The 20883-nt window shown below is 38.5% G+C and carries 25 protein-coding genes and 1 pseudogene; 15 read left to right on the plus strand and 11 right to left on the minus strand.

Going from position 1 to position 20883, the window contains the following annotated elements; genetic code table 11:
• Positions 1-21: 21 nt before the first annotated feature.
• On the minus strand, positions 22-393 hold the full coding sequence (locus tag MKY23_RS07575; protein WP_221787074.1) for a hypothetical protein: 372 nt from the start codon (positions 391-393) through the stop codon (positions 22-24).
• Between the two features lie 125 nt (positions 394-518).
• Positions 519-1220 (minus strand): NAD(P)H-binding protein, encoded by a 702-nt coding sequence (locus MKY23_RS07580; RefSeq protein ID WP_221787071.1) that lies wholly within the window; start codon positions 1218-1220, stop codon positions 519-521.
• A gap of 186 nt (positions 1221-1406) precedes the next feature.
• Here MKY23_RS07580 and MKY23_RS07585 point away from each other — a divergent pair, with 186 nt between their 5' ends.
• The 4 genes from MKY23_RS07585 (at position 1407) to MKY23_RS07600 (ending at position 4248) form a co-directional block, all read left to right on the plus strand.
• Entirely contained in the window at positions 1407-1967 is a 561-nt protein-coding gene (locus MKY23_RS07585; protein WP_312027576.1) for a TetR/AcrR family transcriptional regulator, read from the plus strand.
• 26 nt (positions 1968-1993) lie between these two features.
• Complete coding sequence (locus tag MKY23_RS07590) at positions 1994-2272, plus strand: hypothetical protein (RefSeq protein ID WP_339836864.1); 279 nt, start codon at positions 1994-1996, stop codon at positions 2270-2272.
• Positions 2273-2429: 157 nt separating this feature from the next.
• Entirely contained in the window at positions 2430-3470 is a 1041-nt protein-coding gene (locus MKY23_RS07595) for an iron-siderophore ABC transporter substrate-binding protein (RefSeq protein WP_339836867.1), read from the plus strand.
• 1 nt (position 3471) lies between these two features.
• On the plus strand, positions 3472-4248 hold the full coding sequence (locus tag MKY23_RS07600) for a (2Fe-2S)-binding protein (RefSeq protein ID WP_339836871.1): 777 nt from the start codon (positions 3472-3474) through the stop codon (positions 4246-4248).
• Between the two features lie 254 nt (positions 4249-4502).
• Here the strand turns inward: MKY23_RS07600 and MKY23_RS07605 are convergent, their stop codons facing one another.
• From MKY23_RS07605 to MKY23_RS07625, 5 genes are all read right to left on the minus strand, one after another.
• Positions 4503-4763 (minus strand): hypothetical protein, encoded by a 261-nt coding sequence (locus tag MKY23_RS07605; RefSeq protein WP_339836874.1) that lies wholly within the window; start codon positions 4761-4763, stop codon positions 4503-4505.
• A gap of 464 nt (positions 4764-5227) precedes the next feature.
• A complete protein-coding gene (locus MKY23_RS07610; protein ID WP_339836877.1) occupies positions 5228-5863 on the minus strand; it encodes an ATP-binding cassette domain-containing protein in 636 nt (211 codons plus the stop codon).
• A gap of 19 nt (positions 5864-5882) precedes the next feature.
• Entirely contained in the window at positions 5883-6629 is a 747-nt protein-coding gene (locus MKY23_RS07615; RefSeq protein ID WP_339836880.1) for a peptidase, read from the minus strand.
• Positions 6626-7573, minus strand: a complete 948-nt coding sequence (locus MKY23_RS07620; protein WP_090921900.1) for a YydG family radical SAM peptide epimerase — start codon at positions 7571-7573, stop codon at positions 6626-6628. Before MKY23_RS07620 ends, MKY23_RS07615 begins: the two co-directional genes overlap by 4 nt.
• A 274-nt stretch (positions 7574-7847) precedes the next feature.
• On the minus strand, positions 7848-7976 hold the full coding sequence (locus MKY23_RS07625) for an epipeptide YydF family RiPP (RefSeq protein ID WP_090921902.1): 129 nt from the start codon (positions 7974-7976) through the stop codon (positions 7848-7850).
• A 303-nt stretch (positions 7977-8279) separates the two neighbouring features.
• Here MKY23_RS07625 and MKY23_RS07630 point away from each other — a divergent pair, with 303 nt between their 5' ends.
• On the plus strand, positions 8280-10001 hold the full coding sequence (locus MKY23_RS07630) for a helix-turn-helix domain-containing protein (protein ID WP_339836885.1): 1722 nt from the start codon (positions 8280-8282) through the stop codon (positions 9999-10001).
• Positions 10002-10254: 253 nt separating this feature from the next.
• Here MKY23_RS07630 and MKY23_RS07635 read toward each other — a convergent pair whose 3' ends face one another.
• Complete coding sequence (locus tag MKY23_RS07635; RefSeq protein ID WP_339836888.1) at positions 10255-10575, minus strand: DUF1433 domain-containing protein; 321 nt, start codon at positions 10573-10575, stop codon at positions 10255-10257.
• 103 nt (positions 10576-10678) lie between these two features.
• Here MKY23_RS07635 and MKY23_RS07640 point away from each other — a divergent pair, with 103 nt between their 5' ends.
• Positions 10679-12067 (plus strand): hypothetical protein, encoded by a 1389-nt coding sequence (locus MKY23_RS07640; protein WP_339836890.1) that lies wholly within the window; start codon positions 10679-10681, stop codon positions 12065-12067.
• 1 nt (position 12068) lies between these two features.
• On the plus strand, positions 12069-12374 hold the full coding sequence (locus MKY23_RS07645) for a WXG100 family type VII secretion target (RefSeq protein WP_339836893.1): 306 nt from the start codon (positions 12069-12071) through the stop codon (positions 12372-12374).
• Positions 12375-12696: 322 nt separating this feature from the next.
• Here the strand turns inward: MKY23_RS07645 and MKY23_RS07650 are convergent, their stop codons facing one another.
• Positions 12697-13140 (minus strand): hypothetical protein, encoded by a 444-nt coding sequence (locus MKY23_RS07650; RefSeq protein ID WP_339836896.1) that lies wholly within the window; start codon positions 13138-13140, stop codon positions 12697-12699.
• A 497-nt stretch (positions 13141-13637) separates the two neighbouring features.
• On the opposite strand from MKY23_RS07650, the gene MKY23_RS07655 reads away from it, so the two are divergent.
• From MKY23_RS07655 to MKY23_RS07690, 8 genes are all read left to right on the plus strand, one after another.
• Positions 13638-13880 (plus strand): hypothetical protein, encoded by a 243-nt coding sequence (locus MKY23_RS07655; RefSeq protein ID WP_339836899.1) that lies wholly within the window; start codon positions 13638-13640, stop codon positions 13878-13880.
• 37 nt (positions 13881-13917) lie between these two features.
• Positions 13918-14331, plus strand: a complete 414-nt coding sequence (locus MKY23_RS07660) for a hypothetical protein (RefSeq protein ID WP_339836902.1) — start codon at positions 13918-13920, stop codon at positions 14329-14331.
• 239 nt (positions 14332-14570) lie between these two features.
• On the plus strand, positions 14571-14759 hold the full coding sequence (locus MKY23_RS07665; protein ID WP_339836906.1) for a hypothetical protein: 189 nt from the start codon (positions 14571-14573) through the stop codon (positions 14757-14759).
• 212 nt (positions 14760-14971) lie between these two features.
• Entirely contained in the window at positions 14972-15838 is an 867-nt protein-coding gene (locus MKY23_RS07670) for a hypothetical protein (RefSeq protein WP_339836909.1), read from the plus strand.
• Positions 15839-16011: 173 nt separating this feature from the next.
• A complete protein-coding gene (locus tag MKY23_RS07675) occupies positions 16012-17100 on the plus strand; it encodes a hypothetical protein (protein ID WP_339836912.1) in 1089 nt (362 codons plus the stop codon).
• A 315-nt stretch (positions 17101-17415) separates the two neighbouring features.
• The gene (locus MKY23_RS07680) at positions 17416-18888 is read left to right on the plus strand and encodes a TIR domain-containing protein (protein ID WP_339836915.1); all 1473 of its coding nucleotides are present in this window, start codon (positions 17416-17418) and stop codon (positions 18886-18888) included.
• 484 nt (positions 18889-19372) lie between these two features.
• Positions 19373-19561: an aspartyl-phosphate phosphatase Spo0E family protein gene (locus MKY23_RS07685; protein WP_339836918.1), complete on the plus strand. Its 189-nt coding sequence runs from the start codon at positions 19373-19375 to the stop codon at positions 19559-19561.
• A 33-nt stretch (positions 19562-19594) separates the two neighbouring features.
• On the plus strand, positions 19595-19897 hold the full coding sequence (locus MKY23_RS07690; protein WP_339836921.1) for a hypothetical protein: 303 nt from the start codon (positions 19595-19597) through the stop codon (positions 19895-19897).
• Between the two features lie 126 nt (positions 19898-20023).
• Here MKY23_RS07690 and MKY23_RS07695 read toward each other — a convergent pair.
• Together MKY23_RS07695 and MKY23_RS07700 are read right to left on the minus strand one after the other, a co-directional pair.
• A pseudogene (locus MKY23_RS07695) lies at positions 20024-20320 on the minus strand (ABC transporter substrate-binding protein); the annotation flags it as partial.
• A 194-nt stretch (positions 20321-20514) separates the two neighbouring features.
• Entirely contained in the window at positions 20515-20784 is a 270-nt protein-coding gene (locus MKY23_RS07700; RefSeq protein WP_339836924.1) for a hypothetical protein, read from the minus strand.
• Positions 20785-20883 lie beyond the last annotated feature (99 nt).

Genomic DNA, 20883 nt, shown 5'->3' on the forward strand with positions numbered 1-20883 from the left:
CGACGGGAAGGCAGGTATCCGTTATGTCTGAGGCCAAATCTTTCTTTTAGCGTTGTCCTGCCCTACTAAGTAGATTTCATCAATATTCCCATATGTGTTAGAGAATGAAATGTTGAAGTCGTTATGACCTCCAATCGGAAGTTGGCTGCCTTTGATCTGGATGAATAGTGAATGATCATGATGTGAGATGTTGTAGCCGTGATATTTGCTGATACTGTCTCCGAATCCACCTTGTATCGTAATAAGCTCAGGAGAAACGTCAGTCTTCGTAACCATTATCTCTTCCGGGTCGACAACCTTGTTGAACATATAAAATCCAATGATAATAGGAAAAGCAATAATGGAAACGGTGAACACTATAGTGAGATACTTCCTTTTTAGTCGCATACTCATGATTCACCTCATAGTTAGATGATATGAATCGATGTCTCAGTTATTATGGGGCATCGATTCTTTTGTTTTAACACAGACCTACATAGAGTATATAAGAAATGAAACGAACCTCCAATCCGAACGACTTATCTCCCTATATTCACAATTTTTCCGGTCCAATCGGGCTGGCTGGCTGCCGCGCGTACTAGCCCGTCAGCACAATCTGCAAAAGGAAGTGCAGCAACTGGATTGATGCGAGCGAGTGGACCAGCCGTATATTCCAAGTTCCCTTCCGCATACTGAAGCACGGATGCACGCATGATGACCCATTCCAGATCACTTTGGATGAGCGCTTGTTCCGCGATATGTTTATCCTGAATGGCCTTCCAAAAAATACGGCGCATCAGATGCACGGCGAGACGGCTGACATAAGAAAATTCTCTACCATCGCTCAAATTAATGCCGCTCTGCATCACCATACGTTTAACCCCTGTATGCTGACAGGCCGAAATAATATTTGGAATTCCCACAGACATGACCGTACCTGGTGAGAAATTAGCCTTCATTGTACTTAAACCGGCACTGAGATTACCCAAGCCCTTCTTGGCGGAGGTGGATGATACATTGAGGGGAGGGCCTATACAACTGATGACAGCTTCTGCCCCTGAAATGGCCTGAATCATAACAGGTAAATCGAACACATCCCCTTTTCTAACAGTAAGTCCTTCTATTGGAGCAATGGCTTCGGGACGACGAGCAACGGCAATAACTTCATGCCCTAATCCAAGTGCGCGTTCAATCACTTTTTTTCCTGTTCCTCCGGTAGCCCCAATGACTGCGATTTTCATATGGTTAAACTCCATTTCTCACTGTGAATTAATGCACAGTAGTGTATTATTTATCAACTATGTATAATGGTATACGTAAATAAAAATCTTACAATGGCTAAAAAGCTGGATTGCGTGCAATTGTGCACAGATGGTTTGAAAATGTGTATTAACAATGAAGAAAAAGGGTGATATAAGGTGGTAAAGGTGGATCGAAGGATACGCAAATCCCAAGAAGCGATCAAAACGGCGGTTACTGAACTGATGATGAACAAAGATTTTGATCATATTACGATCCAGGACATTTCTGACAAAGCGGATATCAGCCGCAGAACGATCTATCTTCATTACACAGATAAATTCGATCTTCTGAATAAACTCATCACAGAGCATATTGAGAATTTGCGTGAAATCTGTGAATCTACGGAGATGGACACGGGTTATAACAACATGGTATTCGTGTGGTTTGAGTATTTTGAGAAGCATTTTTTATTTTTCTACGCATTGCTGGCGAGTAAAGGCAGTTCTTTTTTTCGTAAGCAGTTTCTGGACTTTTTTATTCATGAATTACAGAACGGGAACGAGAGCGAACCAGCTGTTATGAACACCGAATTAATGAAAGACCAGATTGTGGAGGTTCAGTTTGTGGGGGGAGCGATCATTGGGGTCGTCGAATGGTGGTTTACGCATGAAAGACCTCTCCCACCTTCCGTAATGTCTGAACGTATAGGAGCAATGCTTGAACGAAATCTGGATACAAATCCTTAAAAATATTCCTTTGGAGGAGATCCACTATGAATCCAGAAGAGCATATTGAGCAAATGTTACATACTATCATTGAGAATACTCAATCCATCATTAACGATAATCAGAAACAATCCTTCGGCTCACTGGAATATTTCCTGGGACATATTAGGGAGTATCGAGATGAAAAGCAATACCTGACAGAGGATTGGAAGTTCCGTACACCGCGCTGGCTGGGGGAGTATGGCAATACGCCGGAGGAAGAAGAACTTCTTGCAGACATTTACCGTCTTCAGGCTTACATTGCTGAGAAATTAAAAGGCGGATAGTGGATAGGTGTAGGTAAAATATCAATGACGATGTCGCATTAGTCCGACTGAAATGTCGCAAAAGTACATGGTAACACGATACACAGATCGTTTATACTCTCTTTATGTTTCGATAATGAAAATCATTATCACTAGTATACATAAGGGGGATTTACAAATGAAACAAGGAACAAACGGGCAAGCAGCCGGAAGCAAAGGCTATCTTGCTCACAAATCACGACTACTGATGGGCTTGATGTTGGCCCTGATTCTTGTCCTGACGGCGTGCGGTGCCGGAACAGGTACAGATAGCGGTAAACAATCTGCGGCAACACCTTCGGATACACCTGCGAGTACGGAGACGAAGACCGACGGTGCTTTTCCAGTAACGATCAAGGGTATGAAGGGTGATATCACTCTAAACGAGAAACCGAAGAAAGTTGCCGTGCTCGATGTTAAGTTTTTGGATCAAATGTTAGCGGTTGGCGAAAAGCCGGCAGGTAGTGTTATCGCTGGAGGAAACACTGATTTTCCAGAATACTTAGGTGATCAGGCAAGTGGCGTTGAAGTTCTGGGTACACGGGACGAGCCTAACCTGGAAGCGATTGTTGCACTCGACCCCGATCTGATCATCATGACCGACTTCCAAGAGAAGCAGTATGAGAGTGTAAGCAAAATCGCACCTACCCTGGTACTCGATTTCTACGAAGACTGGCGTGATACGTTAGCTACAGTAGCTAAAATTACAGACAAGCAAGACGAGGCAGAGAAAGTACGTACAGCGTATGAAGAGAAAGTGGCAGGAATGAAAACAAAACTGGCTGAGAAGCTGGGTGATGAGACAGTAGCATTGATTCGTCCGCGTAAAGAAGGTATCCGTGTTCATGGCATCGAGCACCGTACAGGCGGCATTCTGTATAATGACCTGGGCTTGAAAATGCCTGCACTTGTTGAAGGAATCAAGGATGATACTTCCGTAGAAATCTCGATGGAGAAAGTCCCTGAAATTGGAGCAGATCGTTATTTTGTCCTGTCGGATGAACTGTTTGCCGCAGAAGCTGAGGAGATGGTGAATAATCCGGTATGGAAGTCTCTGGATGCTGTAAAAAATAACCGCACGTATGATGTAAACTCCACACTATGGATCGCATACTACGGACCGCTTGCGATTAATCTAATTGTAGATCAGGCTTCGGAAGCCCTGCTAGGATCGAACTAATATGAGCCGATATCTCTCAACAGACGCATGGAAAGAGACGGTGGAGGATCATTCGATTTTGCTTGGCGAGCCGCCTGAACATAGTGTCCGTAGCATTGCGCTGAGTGAGCTGCATGACGAAGAGGCGTGCCGAGAGTATATCAGCTGGTTTCAACATTATATCGATGCACCAGACATGAAGGTTGCCGCTTCCATGTTAGCCAAGCGACTTGGCTATCTATGGACGACTCCGCTCGTGACTGCGATGACGTTTCATCATCAGCATGTAACCTTTCAGCTGGAGAACAGCTTTCTCTATCATCCGAAGCTCGAAGAACATGAGAAGGGCACACGATTTCCTTTTCTGGCGGTGAACGAGCTTCGGGCTGAAGAGCTGACGGGAGATAGACACGTTTGGCGGGAAAAGGCAGTCCAAGAGATGTTTGCAGTACAGCTCACACCTCTCTTAAAGACACTTGCTGCGATTGCGCCTCTTTCGATGAGTATTCTCTGGGAGAATATCATGGTACGGATCGGGCGACTATTCGCTCCTGATGAAGGTGAGACGGAACAGGAAAGAGAGCAAATTCAGGCGGATTTTGCCTATCTGACGCAGATGGCGTCCGGGCAAGTGTTTGGTGAGAGAAAGAATCCGTTGACCCGCTTTACCGAGTGTAAGAACGATGTGCATGTTGCCAAAAGTGATCGGCTCACCTGCTGTTTCTGGTACCAGATGTCAGGGGAATATTGCCTCAAATGTCCGAAAATTGACAATGAGAAAGAATCTCAACTACAATGACAACAGTAATGATTATACCTATGTTATTGTCAGGAGATTAGAGAAATGCCGATGCAAGAGCAGCGTTTTAAAAGAAATAAATGTAACTTCTAATGTGCTGCTACTGGCATACGGAGGGGAAGGGGAGCTTGCAATGGATGGCGAGGGTTGCCACATTGGAGCTTCTTTTGCCTGTTATAGAGGGGACAATCCACATAATTGTGTAAAAAAGTTCCTATCAGATTGCCCCAAATTCCAACGTGTACATCAACTTTTTAGTCAATTCCAAGCTTTAACCAACGTTTGTTCATCAGTTTGCCGATCAGAACACTCACTAAAAATAAGATAAGATTATACACAATAACCGTTAATACATTGCTTAAAGAAATGAAATTGTTTCCTTGTGCAAACACTTGGTTGATGTGTCTATAAAGGTAATTTGAAGCGTCGAAAACAGCAACATATGTTAATTTATCTGAACTGGCTACTAAAACGACACTCAATATCCAGTATACAATACTTAAACCAATACTCATCAAGATATTAGATGAAAGCAAACTGATCGTTCCAATGATAAGAATGTATTGTGTGACTACAGACGTCAACAAAAACAACATTAGAAAAAACAGACTAAAATCCTTATACACCATAGATACAACGGAAAGGAATATTGTGATTAAAATAAGAGATTCAATAAAAAGTACGGCGAATTTATTCAAGAAGAATTTAAGACTGTCATAGGATAATAGCCTATAAAACAGAATGGTTTTATTCGAATATTCCTTATTCACGAAGAAAGCAATGATAAACGAGAACATTAAAAATCCAAATTGAGTAAAGACAGTATAGGTACTGAAGAGATACTCTCGATAACTTAGCGATGTAACTTTATCAAGACCAATAGGAAGGAACCAACCGATTAAGAACGACAATACAAAAATAAGTGCTAGAAACATAAATACTTTATTAAATAGGCTTTTTGCAAATTCAATCATAGTCATTATTCCTCAATATAAGTTTTTATTAGTTGATCTTTGTTCTCGTATTGCACTAGCTTCTTGTCTTGAAAGAGGAAGTATCTTCCCTCGATGTTTTTGAGATCTGATAAATTGTGAGTGATGTTCAATATGATTTTGTTTGGATGCTGTCTGCTATAAATGTTAAGAAATTGGTGAATCTCATTGACTGTTGTTTTATCTAGAGAATTAGTGATCTCGTCGAGTATGATCATTTCCTTATTTTCTAAAAGAAATGATACCAGCTTAAGCTTCTGTTTCTGTCCATCACTTAAATTTTTAATGAGAATGTTGGATGGTATATTTTCAATATTCAATAAATCACTAAGCTGATCCAACATCATCCGATCATATCTTTTAATTAATATCTTAAAAAGCAATTTGGCGGAAATATCTTCAGGTATATTAGAATAACTTGAGATTACGGTTAGGTTTGAGGACAAGTGTTTCGGGAAAAAACCGCTCTTATTTAGAATAAAATCTTTCGCCAGTCTGGATTTCCCCACACCGTTCTTCCCAACAATATGATTGACACCACCTGGTTGAAAATGTAAATGTGCGTGATCAAGCAAGAGATTATTTTTGATTCTTAACGTATAGCCATTTATATCTAAAACCATGGCATGAATTCCTCCTCTCTTAAAACCACAATAATACTGAACGTATGGCGAGTAAAACCCCGATAATCTGAATGATTTTAATGATGAAATGATTTTTCTTGGAGTTTTCAAATTCATCTTTATTTAGGATTGTAAGTAAAATTTTGTATCCATCAGAGTTCAGCACTGGGATTACATTCCATAATAAAGCTAAAGAGAAGAAAATATAGGATACCGATAACATATCCATTTTCAAGAAAAACGTATTTATGATCTGGATCGTTAAAATAATGAATAAATTTATGTAAATGCCTGCTGAATGAACAATGAGCTTTTCTTTTTTGGATAACATATAAATATCGTTTAGTTGAACATAAAAAGAAGGAAAAACATAAAAGTTCATTTTGAATCCAACTTTGTTATGTTTTCTTCCGAAAAAATTCATGGATTTTATATGGCCTAGCTCATGAATAAAGACATTGAAAATCATGTAAGAAACAAAAATAGAATAATTCATTAAGTTATGTTCAAATCTAGGAAATGTATAACCGAAAAAATGAATAAAATAAAGATTAGACACAAGCAGTACTAAAAAGAGTGTGATGTAAATGGTGAAATTTACAGAATTAATTTTACTCTTATATACGCTCAACTGCTCTTTTAAAGTTTCATCCAAATTGATAATGCTTGTCTTATAAAATTCTTTTTTGCACTTATCTTTAACAAACACTTCGTTTTCTACAAAAATTTCATACTCTTCGTTTTCAAACGTAAAACACTGCTTCATACCATGCTCTCGTAATAATTCATCATATATGGTGTTAACAAATCAATATTCTCTTCCGTTTTAAATAGAATGTTGCAGATGTTACATATGGATGAAAATTGTTCTGGGATCTCAATGTGATTAAATTCAGGGTTGCTCTGAACTGTATCAATGAACCATTTAAATCCTTCCTTTCGCATAATGTAAAATAAAAGATTGGAGTTTAATTTTTCAATGGTTCTGTCAAACGTTTGGTCCATGCTTTCTCTCAAATGCAATTTGGTATCAAATACTGCTGGCGAGCAACAAGGATATATTTGACCGTCAAAATGATACACGACTTCAAATCCAGGACAATACAAACTCCTTTCGTTACTGAGTTTATAAATATGTTGAAAGCTGTCCGGGTCTTCATGCTTTGCTTCTCCAACTGGCATGAGTGGAAACTTTGTCACTCTGATCCCAAGCAAAGATTCTCCCATATATTCTAATATACGATTAGACATTTTACTTTTTGTTACAGCCATATTTAGCGCCACGCTCGTACTAGAGAAGTCTCTGCTACATTCCAGTATATTTTTAATGGCATCAGCTTTAACGTATGGTTCATGAAATTCATCATAACTTATGGTTAGATTAGTCACATTGTAATACTCCATGTCGTTAAAATACTGTTCTGTTTTTTTTCTACTGATGCCCCAAAAGCCGTTACTAATAAGGGTGATTCTCTTCTGATGAGGTTTAATGATCTCTAATAGCTCTTGTAAAAATGGATAGTTCAAAAAAATCTCTCCACCTGTAAATGAAATCAAATTTACTTTTTTATTTTCAGCCAATTCATGGGCAAGCTGTCTTATGTAATTTGGATCCATAGATTGAGTGGATGCTGGAGAACAAGAAAAGCAGCAATGGGCGCAGGCTGCATTACATTTCGCTCCCAGGTTTATTACCGCATTGTTATACATGAACATTTCCTTTCTACCGTTCTTAAATGAAGTGAGATGTAAAAGCACTATTTCATATAGAGTCTCTCGAAACTCCTACTAAATAATTTCCAATAAAGTAGCCAGACCTCATCATTAGTGGTTGGCAGTCTTCAGGCGCAAATTGTGCCAGAGCTCACATGAGTAATTCCCGTATGTTATGTACCAAAATGGATGAAGAAGCTTGGAGCTTTAATTGACTCAACCACTAATTTGAGTTTTAGCTTTTAAGAATCATAGATTCAATACAGCCATTTTACTTGGCTCCGCCTCCTGAACCTATAATCCAAGCACCTTCTCCAGATCGGACAAAGTACCACAAGTCATTAACTTTAGCCAGTTTCTCCGATTTAAGAATCAATTCTTTAATCTCTAATTTTTTCATTTGTATTCACCTCCTCTCAATTACCACTATTATACATGTAATTATTATACAGAGAAGTTAAAAATATGTGAAAACTATTAAGTGTTTGGATACGGATTGGGATTAACGAGAGTTGGATCAATATTGAAGAAGCTTCTCCTAACAACTGAATATTCGTTTCCTTCATACTGTCCGTACCGTTGCTCTGGGTGAGTTGCATGACGAAGAGCCGTGCCGAGTCCGAAAATTGACAATGAGAAAGAATCTCAACTACAATGACAACAGTAATGATTATACCTATGTTATTGTCAGGAGATGAGAGAAATGCCGCTGCAGGAACAGACAAGTGGTTGGAGTGATACAGCAATCAAGATGCTGGACGGATATAGCGGTACTTTGCAGACAGGCAGCGTTTTGCACGAAACAAATGTAACTTCTAATGTGCTACTGCTGGCATACGGAGGGGAAGGGGAGCTTGCAATGGATGGCGAGGGTTGCCACATTGGAGCTTCTTTTGCCTGTCATGCGGTGAAGGGATCATCCTACACGCTGACGGCCAGATCAGAGGACTTTCATTATATAGTGATCAAATACAAGGCTTCTTCCATGGAGGGAGCCTCTATTGTTGTGCCTTCATACCGCAAACACCCGCTGCGCAGATCGTTTGTGCAGAACTCGGCAACCAACGCGGAATGGATCGAGAATGCGGAAAAAATAGTAGCCAAATGGCGCCGCGGCGAAGGACTGGAACGATTTTATGCCAACGCTTTGCTCCAGGGCATGATCTATGAGCTAATCATGGCGTATGAACGTGGTCAGGGGGGAGCGGAGTCCGATATGGTGGATGTGGTCGCTTCCTATATTGCGTCGCACTATCGTCAGAACCTGGAGCTGAAAGAGCTGGCTGCCCTTGCGGGCTGTAGTGTGAGACAATTGCAGCGTCGTTTCAAACAAGAAAAGCAGCTCGGACCGATGGAGTACGTCATCCAGCTACGCATGGAAAGTGCTTCGCGCATGCTGCGTCATACGGATGCTTCAATAGGAGAAATTGCCGACAAGCTGGGCTATCGAGATATGTATTATTTCAGCAGGGCTTTTAAAAAGTATGTTGGCGTCCCACCACTACATTATCGGCATGCCGCCGCGTCGAGAACCGATGCAGACTATGCGAAGGCTTTGTTGCAAAACCGCACAGCTTCATCCTATGAATCAGCCCAAGGCCCGGTCATCTGTCATATGCAAGGCGAATACACGGTCACCGAAACACCGCAGCGTATCGCTGTCCTCGATGTGCAATATGCAGATCACTTGCTTGCGCTGGGTTTGTCTCCGGTAGGGAGTGTCGGACTAGGAAGCAGCGTGTTATCTTTTCCCCAACCCCTTCAGGCAGGACTCAAGCACACCGATTTACTAGGTACGTATGAATATCCCGATCTACCTGCGGTAGAACGACTCGCACCGGATCTGATTATCTGTACCGAGGTACATGAACAGTATCTTGAACGATTAAGTGGGATCGCTCCAGTGCTCATGTTCAAACGTAATGAAAGCTGGCAGACGATTCTAAGCTTGTTCGGTGAACTGACAGGCAAACGAGCAGAGGCCAAGCAGATTATTGCGGATTATCTTCGTAGAACGGCTTTGCTGTCTGAGGAATTAGCTTCAGTATTGGGAGGGAAAAGTGTGGCCCTGATCCGTCCGCTGGACTCTCTCGTTCGTGTGCATTCTGCGGCTCATCGCACAGGTGCTGTGCTGTACCGTGATTTAGGTCTGCCTGTTCCACTGTTTGTGGCAGATACCTCCGATACGGCCTATCATATTTCGGTTGAGAGATTACCCGCAGTGCAGGCAAGTCACTACTTTCTGCTGAGTAACGAGTTTATGCAGGATGGAATATCGGCGACAGAGCAGCGGGTTTTGGGAATGCTCGGTGGGGGAGAAGAGCAGCAGGTGCATTCAGTGGATGCGGCAACTTGGATTGGTTGCTATGGGCCGATGGGGATCAATGGGATTGTGGATCAGATGGAGAAGGCGTTGTTGGGATGAGGGGAGCTATATTGTGGCTCCTCTATTTATGTAGATCTAAAATGTATTGGGTTAGTAGGAGACTTCTTCAAACAGAGATATATCATAATTTGAGAACATAATTATTCTAGTATGTAGATTGTATTTGTTTCTTCATTTTATTACTGTGGGGAGCGTTGACAGAAGTGATCAACGAAAGATACAATCCATATATTCCCTATATTTTCAAAAGCATTTATATAGATTGATAGTTTAAAAAATATACTTCAACGCTCTATTTGGAATCTGATTTTTTGGATATTCCATCAGGAAGCGATAGTGTCTCCACACTTAATGGATCGTAATTTACCATAACGAATACCTTCTTTTTCTTATCGCCTTCAATATAGCCGTGGAGGCCTAGAGACTTGCTTAGATCGGGAGGAGAGAATCTATACTCCGTAAAACGAACGGTTACACCGTATTTTTCGAGAACATAATTTGCAGCGAACTTCTCGGCGGAGGATACAATCTCCTTTTCCTCTTTGGAGGCACATGCTCCAAGTAAGAGAGAGGAGATAATTAAGATTACAAACAGGAAGAAAGGTTTTCTCAAAAGGGACACCTCTACTTTCTTAGACTGGTATTAATATACTATAAAGATTGAATTATCACTAGTTTACATAATCATATTGAAATGTTCAATTCAGGAGGTATTTATGCAAAACGGTTACATTAGTGATGAGTTATACCAGAAAATTTCTAACTTTGCTTATCAGAGGGACATTTCTGCCGGCACACCGCTTACAGAGGAGGGGGAATATGCACAATGGAAAGTCATTGAACCTGAAGGTGCGGAGCTCCACAATAAAGTGTCGGGTTTCGATTCCGTTGTCTTCCAAAACAATCAAACGAATCAGATTGTCATCGGTTACCGCGGAACGGAGCCAGATGGGAACTGGCTGGGGATAGCGGCTGATTACGAAACAGACGTGTTCGATGTTTTAGGTGGACGCACTAGAGAACTGGAGGATGCCATAACTGATCCGAATCATCATAACATTTTCAAGAAAAGCTTTATTCAATCGATTAAGGACGATATTAATTGGCAAAATAATCAATTCCATCAGGCGGAAGTACTTTATGAACAGGTTAACTCAAAATATCCTGACGCAAGTATATCTCTTACAGGACATTCGCTTGGAGGTGGTTTAGCGCAATACGTAGCAGCGCGACAGGATTTGTCAGCCATGACATACAGTGCCCCGAGTGTAACCAATCTGCTGGACGATGCAAGCTTAGCGAAAGTAAATGAGGGGTACTATGATAAAAAAGTGGTAAACATCGTTCATCCTAACGATTCAGTAGGTGCAGGTGGGATTTCTGAATATGACAGGCATGTTGGCAGCACGTACTACAAAGGCCAGGATTTTGACTCAGCCAATGCGATGTACCAAAACTGGAGACTGCAATTCCAGCTTATGTTACCTATTCGCCCGATGGGACCCAGCGGCCCACTAGTTACATACAATTTTCCAATCGATATTGATCTGGACAAGTTTCAGGTCGGCAATATTATTCGATTGATGGACTCATTTTCTAAAAAAGAAGGTAAAGGCTATCACTCCATGAACCAATATCAGTTTGATCAACAAGGGAACTTGGTCGGTCCACTTATTGATCGTGCCACGGGGCAACAAATTGATATCTCACCACGCTGGAATACTTATCAGGAATCACAGGTGGCCTTGTCAAATCTCTTTGGCGGAGTGCTAGCGCCCTTAATTGCGGTTGCTGCCTATGGGAAGTCAGGTCAAGGTGGCGGTACAATCCGATTGACACCGGAGGAGCTAGCGCAGGCAGCTAGGGAAATGCGCCTTAGTCTGGACGGATTCTCCAATGATGCACAAGCTTCCATCCGGATGTTCAAGGCGTATACTTCCACAAGTGAGAGCCATTCCTTTACCCCAATTGCTTACAATGCTACAGCGACACTAGAACGAATTAACCGTTGGTATCAGGAATCGATCAGCGAGATTGCAGAGTATATTGAACGAAAGCACGAAGATTTCGTTCAAGCAGATCAGTTCTTAACAGGAGGTAAGTGACATGGGAAGAATATCGGTATCTTTATCCGATCTGAGAAGAGCCGTTCAGCAATGTGAGCAGTTACAGGAGCGCTTAATGCAGCAGGAGCAGAAAATGCGTTCAATACATAGCAGACTAGAACAAGATTGGGCTGGAAATTCTGCAACCACGCTAGGATTCAAAATGCAATCTTTCCTGAGCGGAACATCCACAAGAATAAATGAATTGGAGACGCATAAAGAAGCACTGCGACGGTACATTCATAGGATGGAGGAAGCTGACCGGGAGGATCGCAGGGATCGCAGGGAACATAGTATGCTGAGATGAGATTTCAGAAGAGTGGTATGTAGATGTCACTGAAACATGGATCAGCACAGGGCGGGGGGAGAAAAAGGGCCTGAATCTCAATTCTTGAAAGTATGATGGTACTTTGCAGATAGGCAGTGTTTTTACACAAAATAAATGTAACTTCTCACTTAACCTCATATCAATTTTCACGGTAATTCACCTCTGTTTTGTATTCGCAGGTATGCATGATAGGAAGCCTAAGAATGTGCAAGAAAAAAAGAATCGGCGAACCGATTCTTAAAAGGGAATTTTAACATTATAGCAGAATCTACATCAATTTAACCGAGTAGCTAGGCTTATCTCAATCTTGCACTTCATGATAATTACCAGTCCATGGATCAAAAACGTATGAAGTTACTTCTGAATTTTTTTCCACTGAGAACATATAACCTTTTTTAATTTCATTAGATTCATCTTGTATTAACGTATTCTTCTGCTTATTAACCACATAAGGTTCTTCTAGGTTCTGAGTTACCTTATCTACCGCACTTTCATACGTATATTGAGGAAGTGTGGTTATCGTATAAATTGGAATAAATATCAAAAAGAGCGTTTGTAAAAAATACACTATTTCTTTACGTTTTTTACTAAGTTGAACTTTTAAGAAATAACTCAAAACTATAAAAAAAACTAACGCTCCAATGAAAGGAAAAAGATCTAAAATATTATTGTATCGATATTGTAAAAAAAGTAAAAAGGACACTTCTATCAGACAAGCAATAATTATTAGTTTTCTATACATCATATCTCCTTTGAATAAGTAGTTGATACCAACATTAATGACATCAACTTATCTTAGATATTTATTTTGTGGATTGTTTCGACATATCCTTAGTTAAGAAGCCAAGCATTGTATGCTCCGATTATGCAAAGATCAGTAAGCCCTGCTGCTTTAAACACTTAAAATACTAACAATCAGAAGACAAGAAAAAAGTTATAAATAATTCTTTCATACGAATACTCCTTTAAATAATATACTTTAAAACGTTTTATATCCAATCATTTCCTAATATAAATACATCATATCATTTAAGGCACATGATTATCTGTTCACCTTGAGTTGTTTTTAAAGAAAGTCTGACCACCTTCCAAGCGAATTTGGTGTTTAAATTAAGTGAAGATGTATCACCTCCGTCTTTGTCTCGAATGTAATGTTAAGATTCAGAAATGATATTTGAATTCAGGTGTATATGATAAAATGATAGTAAGTTTTAAAAATACGAATAATAGGAGGTATAGCACATGAAATGGCAGGAAGTAAGAGAGCTATACCCTGACCAATTTGTTTTAGTTTCTATCCTTCAGTTTCATGAGGAAGATAACAAAAAAGTTGTGGATGAGGTTGCACCGATTCGTACTGTATCCGAACAAGATGCGAATAAAGAGTTTTTTCGAGTAGAGCCTGGTAACGTTGTGTATCATTCTTCAAATCCAGACTTTGTGATTCATCTCCGCAAAGATCTATTAATGAGAGCGGGACGTTGAAAAGATATAGAGCAAAAGATTTAGAAGGGGAGAGCCTATGAGCGAAAGAGCTAAAAAGAAATTGAAAATGCAATTTGGCTTCATCATACTATTTATTTTTATCATTGGTGTGCAATTAATTGTCAAAAACTACTTCGTGAATCATCCCCCTGCATGGACAACTGGGTTATCCATTTCTTGTTTTATTATATTTTGTATACTTGGACTGCTAACCTACCTTGATCTCAAGAACCAAGAGCAATTCGTAACCATTGGACAAATCGTAGATGTGAAGAAAGATACAAATATCATTATCGTTAAAGGGCTGGGGCGAGGTCATATTAAGGTATTAATAAAAGATAGTCATATCCTAGATATGATGCAGCCGAATGAACTGATCGAAATCACGAGATTGAAATATACAAAGATGATAACGAGGAAAGTGTATCAGGACCAAGAGCTACAACTTTGATCAAGTGATTAAAGAGTTGAGTTTTTATATATATCGATGACGGTAGTAATTTTAATCCTACTGAACGTTATGCTTTATTGAGAGATGCCATCGTTAGATTACATAACTTCGATCTTCGAGTACGAGATGTCAAAGGTGAACTATTCATAGATCAGAGATAAGGAGGTCAGAGAATAGAAACAAAAATGCTGTTTGGCGTAGGTTTGGTTTTCGATACACTTTAATACGGAACCATCGTGATGGGGGCAAACGAAGAGTTGGACAATCTTCTTCCTTCAACTATTCAAGAGATGATCGGTGATCAGATTATGATTAAAACAGTGGATGGTGAAGAGCGGGTATATGAGGTTGTTTCTTATCAGATCAATCATTTGGTAAAAAGAATGTTGGTATTTGTTTGGGGAACGGGGTATCATCAGATGAAGTAGTAGCTGGTTCGATTGTTTATTACTATCAACTGGGATAAAGCATTCAAGAATGTGAGCTAGGTTAAACGTCATGAGTGAAGAAATGTGGGACAGAGGTCTCACATTGGTTGATCTTCAAGGTAGGGGCATAGTGTAATTCAAAATATTAATTTTTGTTATTATCTTGCTCATATAAGTTAAATGTCAAATGAAATTTATAAAAGGAGTCAATAATGAAAAAGTCATATAATTTGTACTTGATATTATCATTGTCCTTTATTTTAATCATTTTCATTTCTCTCGCTGTAGGTATAAGACCAGAAATTATTTTTGGATATTCGATAGCAACACTAATCTTTGCAATTATAGATTTTATAAACGTACTGCAAGAAAACAAGGATAAAATGAAGCACTTGAGGCAAGAAGATATAAATAATACGCTAGATAATTACATAGGGGCAATTGATTCAATTGTTGGAGATGCGATGGAGAACATACAGAATGGTAAACGAGAACTAGTTAATACACGGAAAAAGTTTTATGGAAAGCTATTAGCACAAGAGCCTCTCTTTAATGTGAAAAAGAGAAACGTAAAAAAAGCAATGAAACCCGCTGAAGATATAAGCGAGATAAGTAAAGATATTCAAATCTCTAATGATTTTTTCAGGAATTTTGCAAAGGATTTGAAGTCACTTAATCCCTCAAATAATACAAGAAGTGCAAACAGTGTAGAGTGGTTTTTTTCACTGATGGGCGTATTACTTGTACTGGTTTCTCCATTTATACCGGAGGAAGCTTATATATTAGTTTTTGGAGGACGATATAATTCAATAGGAACATATCTTGTTTTATTGAGTCTATCGTTAATTTTTTTAACGAGCTACTATAGGAATAAATATGCAGAAAGAGTATTACAACTTCAAAAAATTCAGTATAGCGCCATGATAAGCCAATTCGAAAGAGTGAAATTTCAAATGGAATATGGAATGAAAGATTTAAATAATGCTCTGCATGAATCATCCGAGGAATTTGGGGAAGTTCTGGAATTAATCGCCTCAAGTTTTGAAAAAGTAATGGATAAAAAAGAAGATAAGAAATAATTTCAAATAAAATGTTTATCGGATTACACAGTTCTTCTCAGTTCGGCACTAGACTTGCACTCAGCATGCTGGGTCGTGAAAATAAACCAGTAGATAAAATTATTAAAAATCCTTGAACAGTAGAATTAATGTATTATACTTTTAAAATACTTCTAAATAAAGGATGTGTCATAATGTCAGATAAGAATATTGATGATGCTATTTCATGGTTTATAAGAATGAGACCATCTTATAAAAACTTAGCGAATAAGGTAGAATCAATTATCCGTGAAGTGTTAACTAATTCTGGAGCTTCGTATTATACAATTACTAGCCGAGCGAAGGATATAGAAAGTTTTACAATAAAAGCCAGCAAAGAAAAGTATAAAAATCCACAACAAGAAATAAAAGATCTTGCAGGAATTAGAATAATTACATACGTGAAATCTGAAGTCAACAATTGTTGTGAACTAATTAAACCGTTATTCGAAATTGACCATCTACATAGTGTTGATAAAACAAAGGAACTTGGAAATGATAAAGTTGGTTATCGTTCTATTCACTACGTCGCAAAGCTAACAGAGGATCGCTTAAGCTTACCAGAATATCAGATTTTTAAAGATTTGGAGTTTGAAATTCAAGTTAGAACAATTCTAGAACATGCATGGGCTGATATTTCACACGATAGAAATTATAAGTTTAATGGTGTTTTACCACCAGACAACGATATAGAACGTAGGTTTTCACTGGCAGCGGCAACTCTGGAATTAGTGGATCGTGAATTCGATAATTTAGCAAGAGAAATAGTTGTATACGGTCATGAAGTAGCAGACAAAGTAAAAAACGACGAGTTGAATATTGAAATTAATACAACATCACTATCTAATTATCTGAACCTAAAATTTAAACCATTCATTGATAGAAAATTAATTGAACCGACTTTTAACAATCGTAGTAAGGATGTAATAGATGAACTTATTTCTTATGGAATAAGTAATTTAAACGACCTTGAGTTAATTATTAAAGATAATACTGAAGAATTTGTATATGAAAGAACTAATTTTATAGCTCTATTAAGAGATATAATGATGTTAAATGATATTAATTTATATTTTGAAAAAGCATGGTCAAATAACTGGAATGGTGTTGGAAAAAAAATGATTCAGTATTACAGTAGTCAGGGAATAGATATGGATGAAATAATGGATATTTATGATCTCTCGGAAGAAGATGAAGACAACGAAGATACTGAGTTTCATTTTGATGAAAGAGATACTGATTAATTATATATTCTATAAGGTTTTGTAAAGAGATTCTATTTATTTGGCCTAAATCGCTTGTTCATTAAAGCTTATAACAAAGCGCGTCGTTAGTGATTCAGAAGTCTCCTGGGAACAAAGATTTTAAAAAAATATATAATGATTTGGATTGTTATTAATTAAACTAAAAGGGGGGGATCTTAAAACTAGATGTATGTGGAGTAAATACATTTAAATATAAATATTGTATTTTTTATCGTGGAGTTAATTGCAATTAAAATATTTATGATTCGGATCATTTAAACGATAATATTAAAATTTAAGATTAGGGGCTTACAAATGAAGTACACAGTTGAAGAAATATTTAGAACAGAAGGAGTGCCCGAATATACATATGTTAAACCTCCAAATTATAATGAACTTCTCATTGATATTAGGAATGGTGGTAAACCTGTTATAATTGAGGGTCAATCTGGAACAGGAAAAACGACTACAGTCAAAAAGATAATTGATCAAAATCTCCAATCAGCAGGGTTTGAATATTTATCTTCTAGAAAGGCTGAAGATGTAGCCAAAATTATCCTAATATCCAAGAGGGAGATCATAGGGAAGTATATTATTGATGATTTTCATAGACTGAATGATGGTATTCAGGAGGATATTGGAAATTTAATAAAGATAGCAGCAGAAGAATATGAAGAGGGGAATCATTCAAAATTAGTTATATTAGGCATAAATAAGGTTGGAAGTGAATTGATACATCTTGTTCACGATATAGCTAAAAGATGCGGAATTCATAGGATTCAGCCAGCTAGTGAACAAACATTAATTAAACTTATCGAGTTAGGAGAGCAAAGGCTAAGTATTGGCATTTCAAATAAGGATAAACTTTTTGAGGAAACTAAGGGAGATTATTGGCTTACACAATTACTATGTCAAACAATATGTTTAATTAACGATGTGACTGAGACTTTAGAAGATGAAAGAATCCTTGAATTTCATCTTTCAGAATTGCGTCAGAGATCTACTGCAAGATTGGAACATAGTTACGAAGAAGCGGTAAAGGAGTTTTGTAGAGGTAAAAGGTTTAGATCAACTAACGATCCGTACTATAGATTGTTAAAGTGTGTTAGTGAACAAGACAGTTCAATTGTAGATTTAACAGAGCTTTCAAACGGTAATCCAGACGTGAGTGGTAGTATAAATAATATAAAAGAAAGTAGATTGAAAATATTACTAGAGTCAAAACCTATTTGTGAAAGATATTTTTACTACAATTCAGAAACAAAAAACTTCGCTATTGAAGATCCAGCACTCTTTTACTATCTTAAGCATCTAAATTGGAATCATATAAGAAGAATTTGTGGCTTTAGGGATTCGTCATCTAATTTTGAGTTTGATTTTGCAATTTCTTTCGCTGGTGAAAATCGAGATATTGCTAAAGTTATAGCAAATCAACTTGAGATGTTAGACTGCTCTGTTTTTTTTGACGAGTATTTTGAATCTAATTATCTGGGAAAAGCATGGCATAGAATGTTTCAAGATATTTTTAAAGAAAAAAGTAGGTTTGTAATTAGTTTACTTGATAAGCACCATTTAGAGAAAATATGGCCAACTTTTGAAAGAGAATGTTTTGCTCCAAGGATTGTTGATGAAGCAGTTATACCTATCTACTTGGACGAAACCTCATTTCCTGGAATTCCTCAAGATATCATTGGAATAATGTTTAAAAATGTGTCTGAAGATCAAATTGAAAACAAGATTACTGATGATATTGTTTATAAAGTTATTGAGAAATTAGAAACATTGTAGGAAATTCAAAATATCAATAATAAAATAAAATCAAAGTTTATGTAAGGTTATATTTTTAAGGACAGTCGAATGTGTAGAAGAATAAAAAAAATCTTCTTAGGTAGGATGCCACACAAGTTGTGGCATCTTTGTTTAATTTAATCTTTTTTTCGCAATACGATATTGCCTCCGACAAAAGGAAGGGGTGGTGTGAAAGAATCTAAGTACAATTTTGCAATTCGGTTAGAATTTCTCTTTTTTGATCTTTACTTTGCTCATAGTTACAAGCGGGAAACCAATGACTTTTTGGCACTAAAGATTTTATCGGTGTTTTTTTATTTTAATTCGATTTCTGCATTAAAGTCACCACAGTTTAACTTACAATTCGGATTATATGAAGATAAAGCCATACAACATTGAGGGATGATTATTCACCTTTAAAAGTTACCTGCGTCTAGTTTTGACAAGACATAATGCAATTTAGACCCATCAGAGAGGTGCATGTATGAGCCGGTTGCTTGACTTATTGGAAGAGGAGCGGCGCAAGCTTAATCAGCTTGGTGAGGCATCCTTGAAGCAGGCGATTCCGTTGTGGGACAATCCTGCGGTTCAGGAACAGAGCCGAAGGGTGGATGAACTGGTGGCACGAGTTAGTGAAATGAAAGCGAAACATAGTCGAGTGGCACGGAAATGAGCGAAGTACATAATGCGTAGGGGAGGAGAAGTTATGGATTTTCCACCGTGGATGCAGCGAGCGATTCAGGCCAGGTTGGATGAGGTGACTGCCCGGATCGAGCTAGATACTGAACTGAGTCGTGTACGTGGGGAAACCGACGAAGTGTTTGAAGCTTTGTTTGCTGGCAAGGATGTCGAGCAGACACCTGAATATGCTGAATGGGAGAATCGTTACATTGTCAGCAAAGGCATAGAGAATGAACGATTGTACATGCAGGGGCTAAAAGATGGCATTCAGCTCACTGTATCCTTGTTGGGTCAGTCAATGCCGGAGGAGAATGATACGAAGGCTTGATCCACTAACGCGTACCCATAAGTCATGGGGAAGCGCCCCCGCTCTACACTTAAAAACCCGAGCCGAAGCGTGAATAACTCGCTTCGGCTCGGGTTTTAGTGCTCTACTTTTCACAACAACAAATTCTTACTTCCCACTCACAGACTTGAACCAATCATTTACCTCTTGGGTGATCTGGTCGCCGCCGTTGGATTTCCAGTTAGCTACGAATTGATCGAACGCTTCGATTGGCCGTTTGCCGTAGATGATTTTGTTGAAAGTTTCGAGCTCGGACTGACGGAGCAGGTTCCTCTTGAGTACCATGGTTGGTGTGGCTGCGCCAGTGAAAACGTTTTGTTTACGGATGTCGATCTGGGACATCACGACTTTACCCGCGTACCAGTTTTCCGGTTTACGGAATTCAGCCATTTGTTTCTCGTATGGTGGGATCAAAAACTATCCGACGTTCTATTTATTTATATGGGAAGTATATCCTTTAATGAGGAATTTGATTTATAATGTATGAATATAGAATGTAAGGGGCGTCGCGAAATTATGCGTCTAACAACGTAAAAATGATCTAGATATTTGCTCCAGATCATTTTTGATTACATTACGTTTTGTTTAGGCCACCTTTTTCAGGAATCCTTTTTCGGATCTCGACGATCTATAAACCAGCCCGGTCCTTCTACACTGAGAACCTCCTGTGTATCGTAGTTGTAAGAAACGGTAATACGTTCATCCTCATGTCCAGTTATGTGACCGTACAGGTATAGACGTGAATGGATGGAAGGGTCATCCACATCGTGACTCGTTACAACAAAGTCTGCATTGTAGTATTTCTTTATGTACTGAATGCTTATGGGTGTAGCCTTTTCTACAATCATTTGTTTATCTGAGGCAGACATACTTGAACACCCTCCTAGTATAAATAAAAAAATAATGAAGGTTAACAGCAGTAAATTATTTTTCATAGATGTTAAATCTCCTTTTATGGAAATAAACTC

Source organism: Paenibacillus sp. FSL R7-0272 (genome assembly GCF_037969905.1).
GTDB classification, from domain to species: domain Bacteria; phylum Bacillota; class Bacilli; order Paenibacillales; family Paenibacillaceae; genus Paenibacillus; species Paenibacillus polysaccharolyticus.